Source organism: Pseudogemmobacter faecipullorum (assembly GCF_020539525.1).
GTDB classification, from domain to species: domain Bacteria; phylum Pseudomonadota; class Alphaproteobacteria; order Rhodobacterales; family Rhodobacteraceae; genus Pseudogemmobacter; species Pseudogemmobacter faecipullorum.
This window is the reverse complement of sequence record NZ_JACDXX010000014.1, coordinates 1-14533: the sequence shown is the minus strand read 5'-3', so window position 1 is coordinate 14533 and position 14533 is coordinate 1. Positions and strand designations below refer to the sequence as shown.

The window sequence follows — 14533 nt, the reverse complement described above, 5'->3', positions numbered from 1 at the left end:
CCTTTTGCCTCGGGATAGCGTATGGCCATTGCTGTTGAATTCGTGAAAACCTCGCGTCATTTCGGCGCTGTGAAAGCGGTGGACGATGTCGATCTGCAGATCGAGGAGGGGTCGTTTTTCGCAATGCTCGGCCCCTCGGGTTCGGGCAAAACCACCTGCCTGCGCCTGATCTCGGGGTTTGAACAGCCCGACAGCGGCGCGATCCGCATTTTCGGCGAGGATGTCTCGCGCATTCCGCCGCATCTGCGCAATGTGAATACGGTCTTTCAGGATTATGCGCTGTTTCCGCATATGTCGGTGCGTGAGAATGTTGCCTATGGGCTGATGGTCAAAGGCCTGGGCCGTCGCGCCCGCAATGACCAGGCCGAGGCGATGCTCGACCTCGTGAAGCTCGCCGATTACGGCAGCCGCAGACCCGGTCAGCTTTCCGGTGGCCAGCGCCAGCGCGTGGCCCTTGCCCGCGCCCTGGTGAACCGGCCCAGGGTTCTGCTGCTGGATGAGCCGCTCGGGGCGCTGGATCTTAAGCTGCGCGAGGCGATGCAGGATGAGCTGAAGGCTCTGCAGCAGCGTCTTGGCCTGACCTTTGTCTTTGTCACCCATGACCAGCATGAGGCCCTGTCGATGGCGGACCGGCTCGCGGTCTTCTCGCAGGGCCGGATCGCCCAGATCGGCCGCCCGGCCGAGATCTACAACCAGCCCCGCACCCGGTTTGTGGCCGATTTCGTCGGCTCGTCCAATCTGCTGCCGCCGGCGCTGACCCAACAGCTGGGAGGTCCGGCGCGCTGGTCCTCGATCCGGCCGGAACAGATCCGTCTTGGTGAAAGCGGCGCCCTCAGCGGCGCGGTGACAGCGCTGCGCTACCTCGGTTCAGGCACGCGGGTGATGATTGAGGCTGCAGGCACCCAGCTGGCCGCCTTTGTGCCCGCGGGTCAGCCGGTTCCGGCCGAAGGTATGCAGGTCAGCCTGAGCTTTGAGCGTGCGGCGCTGAATGTGATGGAGGAGCCATGACCAGCCCCGCGATCTTTCCCGCCCGCACCAGCGCTGACCGCCTGACCGGGTTGTTCTGGCGCAGGCCGGGGCTGTTGCTGTTCCTGCTGCTGCTGCCACCGCTGCTCTGGCTCGGGATCATTTATCTCGGCTCGCTCGCGGCTTTGCTGCTGCAGAGCTTTTACTCGATCGATGAATTCTCGGGAATGGTGCGCGAAGAACTGACGCTGAAAACCTATGCCGAGCTGTTCCGGCCGCAAAATCTCGATATCCTGCTGCGTACGGTGCTGATGGCGGCGGCGGTTACCCTGGCCTGCGCATTTATCGCCTTTCCGGTTGCTTTTTACGCCGCCCGCTTTGCCTGCGGGCCCTGGAAGGCGGTCTTCTACCTCGGGGTGATGCTGCCTTTGTGGTCAAGCTACCTGGTGAAGGTCTACGCTTGGAAGCTGATCCTCGCCAAAGAGGGCATCCTCAGCTGGGCTGCCGGAGCGAGTGGCACCTCCTTCGTGATCGACGGGCTGTTATCGATGCCGGTAATCGGCAGCTCCTCGCTCTCGACCTCACCGCTCGGCACTTTCATGGTCTTCGTCTATGTCTGGCTGCCCTATATGATCCTGCCGATGCAGGCGGCGCTGGAACGGGTGCCCGCCTCGCTGCTGGAGGCCTCGGCCGATCTGGGTGCCACACAGTCCCAGACCCTGCGCCGGGTGATCCTGCCGCTGGCTCTGCCTGGGGTGATCGCCGGCTCGATTTTTACTTTTTCGCTGACGCTGGGCGATTACATCATCCCGCAGATCGTCGGAAATTCGGCGAATTTCATCGGCATGGCGGTCTATCAGCTGCAGGGCACCGCCGGAAATATCCCGCTTGCCGCCGCCTTTGCCGTGGTGCCGATCCTGATCATGCTGGTCTATCTCGGGCTGGCGAAAAAAGCGGGGGCGTTTGATGCCCTCTGAGCGCCCCTCCGTTCTGCTGCGCATCGGTGCCCTGCTGGGCCTGTTGTTCCTGCATCTGCCGATCCTGCTGATTTTCCTTTATGCTTTCACCACCGAAGAGAAAACCTATCAGTTTCCGCCGCCAGGCCTGACCACGAAATGGTTCGCCGTGGCCTGGTATGAGCGCCCCGATATATGGCCGCCGCTCTGGCTGTCGCTGAAGGTCGCGGCGATTTCCACTGCGATGGCCATGGTGCTGGGCACGCTCTGCGCCGCCGCCATGAGCCGGGCCAGCTTTTTTGGCCGCAATCAGATCACCCTGCTGATCCTGCTGCCGATTGCTCTGCCGGGGGTGATCACCGGCATGAGCCTGCGCTCGGCCTTTGGCATGATGGGCATTCCCTTCTCGGTCTGGACCATCCTGTTGGGCCATGCCACCTTCTGCATCGTCATCGTCTATAATAATGCGGTGGCGCGGATGCGCCGCTTGTCGGGCGGGATCCTCGAGGCTTCAGCCGATCTCGGCGCCAATGCGTTCCAGACCTTCCGCTATGTGCTGCTGCCCAATCTGGGATCAGCCCTGCTGGCGGGGGGGATGCTGGCCTTTGCCCTGTCCTTTGATGAGGTGATCGTAACCACTTTCACCGCCGGTCAGCAATCGACCCTGCCGATCTGGATGCTCAATGAACTGGTCCGCCCCCGTCAGCGCCCGGTGACCAATGTGGTTGCCATCGTGGTTTTCATCGCAACCTTCCTGCCGATTCTGATCGCCTATTACCTGACCCGGGGCGGGTCTGAGACCGCCGGAATGGGCAAATAGAGACCAGGAGGACCGGCCCTCTGCCGCAGGCAGGCTCAGCGCTTTGTCGCTGCAGCGTCAATTGCTCTCCCGCCGCCGAGCGGATAGAGAGGCCGGGCAACGGCGGCGGTTTTTCCAGCGGCCGACCGGCTTTGGGATACCGATGGCAAGCTTGAGTGAATGGGATAAAGAACTGCTCAGCAATGAGTGGGCAAGGCTGCAGAGCACGCTGACCCCGCCGGTGCGCCGCTCGCTCTCTGCCCTGGTGGCGGATAAGGCGCCCGAGCTTGTGGAGAATTTCTACAGCGAACTCGGCAAAGACCCGGATGCACGGGATTTTCTGTCGCAGGATCTGGTCGCAGACCGGCTGGCCGGGGCGCTGAGGCGCTGGCTGACAGGCCTGTTCCCGGCGGATGCCGCGCCGGATTTTCAGCAGATGGCGGAAGTTCAGTTGCATGTCGGCGCGGTGCATTCACGGATCGGCCTGCCGCTCAAGCTGGTGACCCGTGCCCTGCGCCTGATGATTGACGGGCTGATTGCCGCTGCCGCCGGGCGATATAGCGACGCGGATCAGAGCGCGATGCTGCGGGCCGCCGTCGCGACACTCAGCATCGCCATTGATATTATGAACACCGCCTATGTCGAGAAAAGCCGTCAGAATGACCGCAGCGCCGAGGCATTCCGCTTGTTTTCGCTGGGGAAAAACATGTCCCAGGAGCGCGAGGCCCAACGCGCTGCCATGGCGGAATGGCTCCAGGAGGCAATGTATGTGATTGCCACCGGCGACCAGCTCGACCGGCTCAGCGATATGCGCAGCTCGGAATTCGGCCTCTGGCTCAGCCATCGCGGCGATGTCATTTTTGAGGGCACCCATGAGATCGAGCGCGCCAGACGGGTGATGGAGCGCATCGATGCCGAGATCCTGCCCGCGATCCGGCGCGGCGGGGATCTGCGGCTGCTGCTGCAGCGCCTGAATGATGAGGCGGCCCGGATCCGCGCGCTGGTTGCGGAATGCTTCAGTGCGGCCGCGCGGATTGAGGGCGGGCATGACGCGCTGACCGGCGTGCTCAGCCGGCGTTTTATGGATACGATCCTGACCCGTGAGGTCGAGACGGCCCGCAAAAGGCGCCATAAATTTTCGGTGGCGCTGGTCGATATCGACCATTTCAAAGCGGTCAATGACCGCTATGGCCATGCGGTCGGCGATCTCGCACTGCGCCATTGTGTGCAGGTGATTGCCGAGAGCGCGCGGGTCGGGGATTTTGTCTTCCGCTACGGCGGCGAGGAATTTCTGGTCACGCTTGCCGAAATGGATCTGATCGAGGCACGAAGCTTCGGTGAGCAGCTGCTGGCGGCGCTGCGTAACCGGCCGCTGCATCTGGAAGACGGCACATCCATCATCATGACAGCCTCAATCGGCGTGGCCGAATTCAGCGGCGAGCCGGATTTCCTGCGCCTGACCGAAGCCGCGGACCGCGCCTTGTACGAGGCCAAACACCTCGGCCGCAGCCAGGTCCGCGCTGCGGAATAAAGGCTGTTTCGCCCGGGAGTGCGCGCGGAATCAGGCGAAAGGCTGGAGGGCAGAACTCGTCTGTAATTTTATAATTCGTGACATAATTCATATTATGCGAATCCGCTTAGTCAAAATCATACATTTGGCTAAGCCTTTCACATATATAGGGAATTATGATCCATGCTTCGCCAGTGTAAAACAAAGTGCTATTTTGCCAGATGATGAGCTAAATTGCCAAAATGATATCGATATTTTGCCAGGTTTATAAAATTCAATGAGTTAGCATGCGATTTCAGCGCAGCTCTGCAATGTCATCTGAGCTCTTTCAGCGCGCCAGTATCCCCATTCTGATAGCTTGTCCCGGCGCTGCCATTCATCGGCACTGCTCTGAGTTCGATATCGGCGCTATCATGAGCATCACAGGCTGATCGCCACCAGGACTGTCTCATCTGCAGGATGCCAGGTTCGAGCTTTTTACCCTTACATCCGGGCTATCTCACAGCCGCGTTGGGCCTTAGCTGAGACTCAAACGGTGTGTGCGGCCAGCATCGAAGAGAGCCGCTGTTATAGACAATTTTCAAAAATTTTCTATAACAGCGGCTCCATCCTCAGACCTTTCCTCCAAGGCACCGCGGTAACCTGATCTTCAAGCCCGGTAGCAACGTCGATGCCAGCACTCACCGCCAGCTGCGATGTTTTTTCTTGCCAGACCGCCATGTCTTGCCGATTTCTGATCGTGGGAGGACGGTCATGGGTCTGTTTCTGATTGTCGTCGGGCTGATTGTCGGTGGTCTCGCCACTTTCGCCTATGTTTACCTCATCGGTTTCGGCTGCGGGATGAACACCACTGGGTGCAAGTCGGACCTGATTTATCTCTACTTCCGGCATCTCTTTTTCGAAGAAGGTCTCATCTATCTGACCGTCATGGCATTCGCCGTGATGCTGCTGATCGGCGGCTTTATGGTCCGCAGATCCTGAACCCGGCAGGGGCACCCTGCCCCTCACCTTTTCTTTGACCGGCGCGTAGTTGCTGTCCTGACCATCGGGACTACATCTGGAACATCCCATCTACAGGAAGTCAGATGTCTGTTCTGTTTGAACCCTTTACCCTGAAATCCGTAACCCTGCGCAACCGCATCGCTGTGCCGCCGATGTGTCAGTATTCCGCCACTGACGGTCAGGTCGCCGACTGGCATCTGCAAAACTACGCCTCGCAGGCGCGTGGCGGTGCGGGCCTCGTGATCGTCGAAGCCACGGCCGTGGCCCCCGAGGGCCGGATCACCCCGAACTGCCTCGGCATCTGGAGCGATGAGCTGGCCCAGGGCTTCGTGCCTATGGTTCAGGCCATCAAGGCGCATGGCTCTGTGCCGGGCATTCAGATCGCCCATGCGGGTCGGAAGGCCAACGCGAACCGCCCGTGGGAGGGCGACGACCATATCAGCGCCGATGATCCGCGCTATTGGAAAACCATCGCAGCTTCTGCCATTGCCTTTGGCAACAACCTGCCCCGCACCCCGCGCGCAATGGAGCTGGACGACATCGCCCGCGTGAAGGCCGACTTCGTCGCCGCGGCGCGCCGGGCGCTCGATGCCGGTTTCGAATGGCTCGAACTGCACTTCGCCCATGGCTATCTGGCGCAGAGCTTCTTCTCGAAGGACGCCAACCAGCGCACCGACGCCTACGGCGGCAACTTCGAGAACCGCAGCCGGTTCCTGCGCGAGACGCTGGCTGCCGTGCGCGAGGTCTGGCCCGAGAAGTTCCCGCTGACCATGCGCTTCGGTGTGACCGAATTCAACGGCAGCATGGATGAGGACATGGAAGAGGCCGTCACCCTGACCCGTCAGTTCAAAGAAGATGGCCTTGATTTCATGAGCGTCAGCATCGGCTTCTCGACCCCGCAGGCGCAGATCCCTTGGGCGACCAAGGGTTTCATGGGACCGATTGCGAAACGCATTCGGGACGAGGCCGGCCTGCCGGTCGCCAGCGCCTGGGGCTTTGGATACCCCGATGTTGCCGAAGCCGCCGTGCGCAATGCCGAGCTGGATGTCGTGATGGTCGGCAAGGCCCATCTCGCCAATCCGCACTGGGCTTATGAGGCCGCCCGTGCGCTGCAGGTCGAGCGCCCGTCATGGGCCACCCTGCCCGCGCCTTACGCGCATTGGCTGGAGCGCTACTGATAAAGACCTCGCTGCCAGCTCTGATCGGGCTGGCAGCGCGACACGACACCAACCTTTGGCGATCCAGCCTGGAATTCGGCTGCATTTCCTCCAACAGATCGCTTGTGTGAGGATCCGCCGGCGCTACATCATGGTGCCTGAAGCTGTGATATCAGGCGCAGCTCCTGGTGAAAAATGGCTTTGTCCCCACGCCTGCCTCTGTTCGAAGACGAAACCGTCCGCTCCTGGCTCGAGCGCCTGACGGCTTATCACGGGCCTTCCTCCGTTGAAGATCTCTGCCGTCAGCTGGGGATCAATCACGAAGGCCTGCGCCACGGCGAACGCGACGATATCCTCCGCCTGAGCGATATTACGGGCGAGAGCCCTGCCCTGATCCGGCGCAACCTGATTTCAACCACCGTCAAAGGCGACCTGCGACTTGGTCCTCATGTGCTGACCGCGGTGCTGCGACCGGCAACAGATCGACGGGTCTGCGCAGATTGCCTGAAGGAAGATGCAAGCTGTGGCCCGCCAACATTTTATCTGCGAGAACGCTGGGAGTGGCAGTTGGCGACCTCCCAGAAATGCAATCGACACGATCGTGAGCTGACGCGGATCGATCCTGAAGACGAACACTGGCGTGAAGGGTTCGTTCAACCCAAGGCCTCAAGGAAGAAGACCATAGACACAGCGCCTGAGGACAGCCGCTTCCATGATTGGCTACGGCAGGAGCTGAAGCAGCGTTCCAAGGCGGGCTGGAGCGCGGATATGTCCTTGCCGGATGCTGTGGATGCAGCCGGGGTCATCGGCGTTACCATCGGTCTAGGGTCGAACGAGCGATGGCAGGATCTTGATTTTGCCAGAAAACGGGACGCTCTGAACCTTGGTCATGACCTGGTGTGTCGGGACCGCGAAGCGCTGCGCCCTGCCCTTCTCGCTCAGGTGGAGAGAAACGGCACGTCCTTTGGACGCGGAAGAAATCATGGATCCCCTTTGGGCATGCTCTGGTCCTGGATGCGGCACCGCCGGGAACTCGCCCCCAGCGACCCGCTCACCAACATGTTCTTTGCCATCCTTACGTGATTTCATAGGGTTATCGGCCATGGCCGCGGCAACCGAGCGAAGAGACGCCTCAGCATCGGCCTCTTTGGTCACAGACTGAATTGTGCTACCTGTCGCCTCGCAGGAGTAACTTCGATGCCGCATTGGTATACCGCCGATCTTCACTTTGGTCATGACAGGATCATTCCAAATGCAACGAGACCCTTCCGCGACACGAGCCACATGGATGCCGTTCTGATCGAGCGCCTGTGGGAGAAGGTTGGCCCTGAGGATGATCTGTGGGTTCTCGGCGATTTTGCCTTCGGTCCGAAGGCGAAAGACGAGGACTGGCTTTGGGCGGTATTCAGTCAGCTGCCAGCCGCGAGGCGGCATCTGATCGTCGGAAACCATGATGGCCCTCTTACGCAAGCCCTGCCCTGGGATAGCGTATCCTTGATCGCAGAGATCGAGGATAAGGATGCAGCGCAACCCGTTACGCTTTGCCACTATCCCATGATGACCTGGAGCCATGCGCGCAAAGGCGCACTGCACCTCTTTGGTCATGTGCACGGCAACTGGCGTGGCTCAGCCAACAGCGTCAATGCCGGTGTCGATCTGTGGGACTTCTACCCTATCACCATCAGGGAGGCCGCCCAAAGGGCCAAAATGATGCCACCACACAAGCACTGGAAAGATGTCGAGCCTCGCGCCTGAGCTGAGCCTCTTAAACTACGCCGCCTTGATGGCAAAGCATCCGCGTAACCAAGGCGACAGGGATGGTCGCACGAATCCGGACAAGTGGCTAAGCTTTCGCGCCTGAGGAGGAACCGCTCCGAATTTATGCGGCCGCCTCTCTGGACCCAGCTCCCACCATTGCTGAGCAAACATATCACGTGTTCCTAATACTGCTCAGAAGCGTAGCAGCTGTCGGTTAGGCTTCCGCGCCCATTACGGAAGTTAGCGTTAGGATCACATCTATGCCCTATCCGATGCTCGTCGGGTCGAGTTCAACTACGGCAGGTCCCGGCAGATGATTGCGCCTGTATTCACCGCCGGCGCTGCGTTTGTTTGACCCTGCTTGGAAGAACCTGGCATCAGATCTACTTGGCGGCCAACTCCGCGCCCCATGTTCTGCGCATTGGCTCGGTTGAGCTCCCTGAAGCGAGCGTCGCCGAAAACTCGAGTCTATTCCTCAGGTCCCCACCGACTATCATCAAGATCGGACGATGGCACATGTGAGCTTTACTGCCCGCAATCTTTCTGATCGACGACAAGTCGGGACCGCTTGGTGCGGGACTGGTTCCTGGATGCGAGTGCCATTCCCCCAAGTAGTATCGCCCCTCGTTCCAGGCCTGCTCCAGTATCGCGGCCAGCCCCACTTTTCCGCGCACGAACCACGTCCTGCCCGCACGCGAGTCCGGCGGTTCATCGCTGACGCACTCTATTCTGGCAGTGGTTAGGTCGTCCGAGTAGTGACCGACCATGATGCCGCCGGTCTCGCGGTGGTATCGCTTACGAGCGAATTCGGTCATCATCGCAAGAGCCTTGGCGGATATTGTGACACGAGCCCCGGAAACGCTCGTGAAATGCAGATCGGCTCTATCCATGCTCTAATCCGATCGTCCGATCTTCATTGAAGAAATAGATCCCGCATGCCTCCGGTGCGCCCGCAATCTGGTTCAGGACGAACCTAGCGCCCATGCCGGCCCAGACTTGGATGTCTGCGGCATCCGCGGGAAATACTGGATGCCAGCAGCCAATACCTTCAATACGTTCTTCTAGTTTCTCGGGCCTAAACCGCCTGGCAAGTGCCTCGAGGCGCGTTGTAGCATCGATGGCTGGAAACGCTGAGCCTCGCGAGGACCAGAACATCAGACCCTGCGCACCCCAGTTCACAGAGAGGGAAATGAACAGTTTTTCGGACTTCCAAGGTATCATCGATAGGCCGCGCAACAGCTTGTTTTCCGCAGTGCAGTCCAGAATGACTTCATAGTCATCAGCGGTTTCCAGTCCGTCATACCCCATCATCGGGAATGACTTATCAATTCCTCGCGCCTGTGCATCCGGCTGTATGCGGTTCAGGCGCGCAGCAAGAGCGCTGGCTTTTTTAACACCGACCATACCGAGATCGAGCGAATGGCGGCACAGGTTTCCCGCGGCCAGGACGTCCCCGTCACGAACATCGATACGACTGACACCCATTCTTGTCAGAGTTTCAGCTACGTGACCACCAAGTGCGCCGGCACCCAGTAGCAACACCTTAGGCTGTGCGGTCGGCGCAATGCGAAGTCGGGTCCTGATCTGGTCGGGGGCCCAGTTTTCACATTTTGCCCAGGCGAGGAGCTTGCCGGACAGCGCGAGCTCACGATCGAAGCGCTGCCGGTTCTCCTCTGTGGGGCGGAAACCCTGCCTAGCGCTATTCTTGCGGGTTAGCCGGACATCCGAGATTGCAAGCCAGTGAACGCGTGATGGTGCGGCGCCGAAGTAACGTGGAACCGGAAAGCCGAACATGATCACGGCTGGCTGACTAATGTTTCTTTTCCTCATGCTCTGGCCTAGGATCGCAAAGTTCTCGGCTAGGTCGATCCCCGCAGCAGCCAGTATGTCACCCAACTCACGGTATGTCCGAGGCAGCTGCCAAGCACCGATGATCGGGATATCATCCAGCAAGAACCATATCGCTGGGATCTCCCCGACAGATGGGCTACCGATAAGAGCGCCCCAGTCGGGTGCATGGATCAGTTTGTCCTCAAGCGTCCGCCAGCACTGCGCGGCGAATGCCTTACCGGCAGAAGAGACACTGACCAGGCGCACCACACCCGACTTGGTGCTGGCTTGCGTCCATCGGGCAAGGTCTGCCTCAGTCTCATAGAAACCGATGGTTACATGATCTGAAACTCCGCTAAGGGGTGGGAATTCGAAATGGTCGCCAGGCCTGTGGAGGCAGCCCGCTGCAGCGAGCTCGCACCAACGCGAGAACCGCTCAACTTTCCAGATCAGGCGGCTAGAGAGGTCGACCGGCTCGGGCGCGGCTCCATAGCTGTCCCCCAATATTGCCGTCGGATCGGTGAGGCATGGCTCGCCGAATAACCAGGGGTCTTTGCCTGTCCCCGCCGAAACCGCTCCCTGATGGGGGAAGGTCATGCCGGGTCCGGTCGCGCGGTCCGGCAGGATGAAAACATCCGCAGGATAAGATCCGGACGAAACGATCAAATGCCATCCGCTGTCGGCGGGAAAACTCTGACCAGGTAGCGGTGCCACGTTCACCGTGAGTGGGAGGGAGAAAAAGCCCTTCCGCCACTCGTTCCAGCCCACCAGTGCGCTGACTGGCCCGATGCCGTTGCGCAGCAAAGAGGTGACCAGATGCAGAACATCCGGGATATCCACATCGGCTAGGGTCTTCAAGCGAAGCGGTCGCTGGTCGCGGGCACGGCGGCGGCTGCCGGCTTCACGAAGTGGCCGGCAGGCCGGTCTCCGCCATTAGGTCCAGGGAGTGGAAACTTTGCCCCAAAAATTTGCTTCCAAAGTTTCCCTGATTCCGCCGTATCCGGAGAGTCGAAGGCCTTCCTCGCCAAAGATGCAAAGCCAGAGATGATCTCCACGAAGTCCTGAAAGTCTTGCGCACTGAGGCGTGCCAGCACATTGTGCTCAGGCACGCCGTGGTCGGATAGCTTGGGCACCTGATGGCTTCTCGCGGTCAAAAGCCATTTATCCCGGAAGCTTTCGAATACCTCCACGATACCTTGGGCCGTCGACAGGTCCGCGCCATCCCTGAGGAGGTGTCCGACCATGTGTTCAAGCGGATAGCCCTTGGGATATTTGGGCAACTTTTCCGCAATCTCCAGGCGCCACCATTTGATGGCCCGAACAATGTGCAGATAGGTCTTGTTGGTGTTGCGGTTTTTCTCGGCCGTCCAAGAAATTTGAAGCAGCGGATGCGTGCGTCCCCAGGTCTTGGTGTCGCGGTCAGGGAGCCAGAGTGGCTCGTTCTTCCACAGGTCTGTGACCTCGTCTTTGAGACCCTCGTTCATCACTGAGCCGAGTTGGCGATTCAGGCCGTCGAGATCACTGAAGGCCCTGCTGTCCTGCCATCGCGGGTTCAGGCGCCAGCTCGTGTCCTCCTCCAGCGTCGCGAACGATGTGGCCGCGGCGGAGCGGTAAATATTGGCCAGGGCTGCCCTGTCCGCGATGCTCGCAGCCTGGCGCTCATTCACCACCTGCACTGTCCTTGGAAGTGCTGTGATCACCAGGTCCATATCGACATGAGAAAGCTCGATTCCGAACGAGCGGCCCTGCGGGTGCCACTTGTCCTTATAGTGCTTATCGAGAAAGGGCTTGAACCGGTCCATAGCCTGTTGAGGTGTCGTCTGGTTGTAGTCGATGTTCGTGACCACCACGATGTCGACGTCCGGCCGCTTCCCGCCACTGGGACGAATCGCCGTCGATCTGCGAATGCTTCCCTGCAGGAAGGTTTCTTCCAGAATATCCTTGAGGCCGGGATCTTGCGCCAGCCTGTTTCGCAAAGTCTTCGCCCCGGCCTTCCAATCCTCTTGTTGGATGTCAGTGGGGCGGATCTCACGAAGAAATTCCCTGAATTGCGGTTCAAGCTTCACGCGGAATTCCTCCGGGCAAGATGTGAAAAAGGATGCATCAAAACTGACCCAGAGCACCGCATTCGGTGTGCTCAACGAGGCTGTCCCCCAACATAAGGCGTTCCCTGCCTACCCTTCAAGGCCGGCGAGGATCTATTTCGAAAGATGGTCGGTAAGAGGCGTCGACTTCCTTCTTTAAGTCGAATTCGTAAGGGATGCAGACGCCCATTGAATCGGCCTGCTGCCCCAGGAAGAAGGACACCGCATTGGGTGCTGAAATGAACACATGCGTCCGGCCACCTGGTTGCGCGAGGTCCGACACCGCCTGACCAGCGAAAGCGGCGATGGAAAGTGCATGCTCTCCACCTGCCACCGAAACCTGCGCGGCGCCACCTGAGGGCGTGACGTGAACCACGGTGCCGACCTGCGGCAATGCTCTGTGCAGATATTCCTGCACCTTGGGGAGGGCATTTCGGGTCAGACTCATCACCAGGGCAATGTCTTGACCATCCCCAATTCTGAGAACCTCGATCGACGGCGCTGGCCCGCCCCGCCCATCGCTGGTATCCCAGACCTGGTTCGGGTTGCCGTGGCCCATCTGGACCAGCTCGACTGCGGCTCCGGATTTCAGACCCAGACAGGCGCCCGCGAGAAAGCCCAGAGATGATGGTGCATCAAGGAAAAGCCGGAAGTCGGTGGTTTCCTGTAGCTTCTTACTCAGGAAGGCTTTCACATCGTCGCGGATCTGGTCCCAGCTATGCTCTTTCTTGAGCTGACGGTCATCGAAGTTGTCTGCAAGGACCAGTGTGTTCTCTGGCGCTGCCAGCAAGAGGTCGGCAGGCGTTGCGCGAGGTGCATATGTCTGGATTGCAACCCCGCGTTTCGAGGGCGCACGTTTCTGAAGATACCAACCCTCTCGTTCGCAGAGAGCCTTGAATGCCGCGCGGTCCAGGCTACGGATTTGCTTGACGACCAGCTCTCTTGCGAATTCATCATAGGGAAAAATCGTATCCGCCTCGTGGCCATTGAGGCCGACCGACCGGAACCGCATTGCGACGTCCGAACGCAGTGTCTCGAGGCTGCGCGCTCTGGTCTCGATATGAAACCCTGTCAGGATCTCAAAGAGCTCCTCCTCTGTCACCTTGAGATGTTCGCACCAGACCTCTCGGACCTCCCCCATCCTGCTTCTTGGGGTCTTGCCCTCCTTTAGGACTTTCAAGCGAATTGAATGATCCACATTGGAAACAAGCTCCCGTAGCGGATCCTCCTGCGTGAGATCATGCGTTGTGACGAAATGGAAGGCCGAGTTCGGAGGGGCAGTCCGCTTTGCATCGCGCAACCTCTCCAGCAAAGATACGGCAGTGCCCGAGATAAACTTCGGATCAATCAGGTCCCGGAAACCGAAGTGCCCTGAGAGATCCGTGTGCCATTTGATCTGATAATGGTCCTGGATAACGGGTTCCGGACTCCTCCGATTTGGTCGGCCGGGTTCGTATCGCACTACGACATCGTCGAAGGCCTTGGGGCCATGTGCCTCGAAAGTGACCTCGGCGACATCGGTGCGATGCTCATCGATCAGGGATGCGGCGTGTATCCAGAACTGACGTGACTGATAGTTGTCCCCGTGCCAGCGGGCGCTTGGATCTGCCATCCCTATCTCCTGCATCATGCTCAAATGCGACAAAAGGCCGATATTACGACGGCTTAGTCAACACAAACCTGGCGCGTCAAAACCAATTATGCTGATCCCAATGCCGCGGCGGCTGAAATGGGATGGCGGCGAAGAGCTGCCCATGCCATCCGTCAGACATAGCATTTTGATCCTGCCGAGTCCTCTGATGAAAATTTCCAGATCCTTTCTGCCCGGCCTCTTCGCCAGCCTGGCAGGCAGCCCATACCGCTCGCTTGAGTTGATAAAGGATGGTGTCAATTTTTCTGGTCGGGCAAGCGGCACGCTCAGCTTCTCTGCTCTCTCCGACAGCCCATCCCTGAAAACCGGCCTGCTATCCTCGACGATCACCCTGCCTCGCGATCAGGACGACCCCATCATCCTGCGCGGCGCGCCGAAAGCGCAGGCCCAGGCATTCCAGGAGGCTGCAGAGACGGCCTGGCGGGCCTTCAACCTGGCAGAACTGGAGCGTGAACAGGCCCGCGTCGACGCTCTGCTTGCCCGGCTGGCGGAGCTGAACAACCCCGCCGCCTACCCTTCCGCCTGCCACCTCGAGCCGGTTTCCCGCGAATCCTGGGAACTGTGGAACTGCCTGATCCGAAAACTCCAACCCGCCGCGATCGGCCCCGAGCAGGTCGCCCGCCTTGCGCCCATTGAGGCCTTCGCTGAAGCCCCGTCCAAAGCCCGCAACGCAGCGGTGGATCGCTTTGTCGAGGCGGAGCTTGTCTTATGGAATTCTCGGCTCCTGAGGCAAAAGGGAGCTGTTGCCCAGCACCGCAAACTGCGGGGCAGCGGCGGGGGTGGCGTCGTGCGGAGCTTGGTCTTTCAGGACCGCGGTCGA

General features: G+C 59.7%; 12 protein-coding genes and 1 pseudogene. 9 read left to right on the top strand and 4 right to left on the bottom strand.

The genetic code is table 11. The features are described 5' to 3' along the window. Nucleotides 1-21 precede the first annotated feature (21 nt). The 8 genes from H0485_RS14725 to H0485_RS14690 all read left to right on the top strand — a co-directional run bounded on the left by H0485_RS14725 (nucleotide 22) and on the right by H0485_RS14690 (nucleotide 8145). Nucleotides 22-1008 (top strand): ABC transporter ATP-binding protein, encoded by a 987-nt coding sequence (locus H0485_RS14725; RefSeq protein WP_226936708.1) that lies wholly within the window; start codon nucleotides 22-24, stop codon nucleotides 1006-1008. Beyond that, entirely contained in the window at nucleotides 1005-1943 is a 939-nt protein-coding gene (locus tag H0485_RS14720; RefSeq protein WP_226936707.1) for an ABC transporter permease, read from the top strand. The genes H0485_RS14725 and H0485_RS14720 overlap by 4 nt, the downstream gene beginning before the upstream one ends. After that, complete coding sequence (locus H0485_RS14715) at nucleotides 1933-2742, top strand: ABC transporter permease (RefSeq protein ID WP_226936706.1); 810 nt, start codon at nucleotides 1933-1935, stop codon at nucleotides 2740-2742. Before H0485_RS14720 ends, H0485_RS14715 begins: the two co-directional genes overlap by 11 nt. 142 nt (nucleotides 2743-2884) lie before the next feature. After that, nucleotides 2885-4252: a GGDEF domain-containing protein gene (locus tag H0485_RS14710; RefSeq protein ID WP_226936705.1), complete on the top strand. Its 1368-nt coding sequence runs from the start codon at nucleotides 2885-2887 to the stop codon at nucleotides 4250-4252. A 732-nt stretch (nucleotides 4253-4984) separates the two neighbouring features. Next, the gene (locus H0485_RS14705) at nucleotides 4985-5212 is read left to right on the top strand and encodes a hypothetical protein (RefSeq protein WP_226936704.1); all 228 of its coding nucleotides are present in this window, start codon (nucleotides 4985-4987) and stop codon (nucleotides 5210-5212) included. Nucleotides 5213-5316: 104 nt separating this feature from the next. Beyond that, nucleotides 5317-6411, top strand: a complete 1095-nt coding sequence (locus H0485_RS14700) for an NADH:flavin oxidoreductase/NADH oxidase (RefSeq protein ID WP_226936702.1) — start codon at nucleotides 5317-5319, stop codon at nucleotides 6409-6411. A 180-nt stretch (nucleotides 6412-6591) separates the two neighbouring features. Beyond that, the gene (locus H0485_RS14695; RefSeq protein ID WP_226936701.1) at nucleotides 6592-7473 is read left to right on the top strand and encodes a TniQ family protein; all 882 of its coding nucleotides are present in this window, start codon (nucleotides 6592-6594) and stop codon (nucleotides 7471-7473) included. A 114-nt stretch (nucleotides 7474-7587) separates the two neighbouring features. Further along, nucleotides 7588-8145 (top strand): metallophosphoesterase, encoded by a 558-nt coding sequence (locus tag H0485_RS14690; RefSeq protein ID WP_226936699.1) that lies wholly within the window; start codon nucleotides 7588-7590, stop codon nucleotides 8143-8145. A gap of 386 nt (nucleotides 8146-8531) precedes the next feature. On the opposite strand, the gene H0485_RS21880 is transcribed toward H0485_RS14690, so the two are convergent. The 4 genes from H0485_RS21880 to H0485_RS14670 all read right to left on the bottom strand — a co-directional run bounded on the left by H0485_RS21880 (nucleotide 8532) and on the right by H0485_RS14670 (nucleotide 13674). Further along, nucleotides 8532-9038, bottom strand: coding sequence for a Mov34/MPN/PAD-1 family protein (locus H0485_RS21880; protein ID WP_354002452.1), 507 nt, complete (start codon nucleotides 9036-9038; stop codon nucleotides 8532-8534). After that, entirely contained in the window at nucleotides 9031-10836 is a 1806-nt protein-coding gene (locus tag H0485_RS14680) for a ThiF family adenylyltransferase (protein WP_226936698.1), read from the bottom strand. Before H0485_RS14680 ends, H0485_RS21880 begins: the two co-directional genes overlap by 8 nt. Further along, nucleotides 10833-12044 (bottom strand): SMODS domain-containing nucleotidyltransferase, encoded by a 1212-nt coding sequence (locus H0485_RS14675; RefSeq protein WP_226936697.1) that lies wholly within the window; start codon nucleotides 12042-12044, stop codon nucleotides 10833-10835. The genes H0485_RS14680 and H0485_RS14675 overlap by 4 nt, the downstream gene beginning before the upstream one ends. 115 nt (nucleotides 12045-12159) lie before the next feature. Continuing rightward, entirely contained in the window at nucleotides 12160-13674 is a 1515-nt protein-coding gene (locus H0485_RS14670) for an SAVED domain-containing protein (RefSeq protein ID WP_226936696.1), read from the bottom strand. Between the two features lie 88 nt (nucleotides 13675-13762). Between H0485_RS14670 and H0485_RS14665 the strand changes: the two are divergent. Continuing rightward, a pseudogene (locus H0485_RS14665) lies at nucleotides 13763-14533 on the top strand (hypothetical protein); the annotation flags it as partial.

Coding starts and splice junctions, on each gene's coding strand:
- H0485_RS14725 (WP_226936708.1), top strand. CDS start 22: ATGGCCATTGCTGTTGAATTCGTGAAAACCTCGCGTCATTTCGGCGCT.
- H0485_RS14720 (WP_226936707.1), top strand. CDS start 1,005: ATGACCAGCCCCGCGATCTTTCCCGCCCGCACCAGCGCTGACCGCCTG.
- H0485_RS14715 (WP_226936706.1), top strand. CDS start 1,933: ATGCCCTCTGAGCGCCCCTCCGTTCTGCTGCGCATCGGTGCCCTGCTG.
- H0485_RS14710 (WP_226936705.1), top strand. CDS start 2,885: ATGGCAAGCTTGAGTGAATGGGATAAAGAACTGCTCAGCAATGAGTGG.
- H0485_RS14705 (WP_226936704.1), top strand. CDS start 4,985: ATGGGTCTGTTTCTGATTGTCGTCGGGCTGATTGTCGGTGGTCTCGCC.
- H0485_RS14700 (WP_226936702.1), top strand. CDS start 5,317: ATGTCTGTTCTGTTTGAACCCTTTACCCTGAAATCCGTAACCCTGCGC.
- H0485_RS14690 (WP_226936699.1), top strand. CDS start 7,588: ATGCCGCATTGGTATACCGCCGATCTTCACTTTGGTCATGACAGGATC.
- H0485_RS21880 (WP_354002452.1), bottom strand. CDS start 9,038: ATGGATAGAGCCGATCTGCATTTCACGAGCGTTTCCGGGGCTCGTGTC.
- H0485_RS14670 (WP_226936696.1), bottom strand. CDS start 13,674: ATGGCAGATCCAAGCGCCCGCTGGCACGGGGACAACTATCAGTCACGT.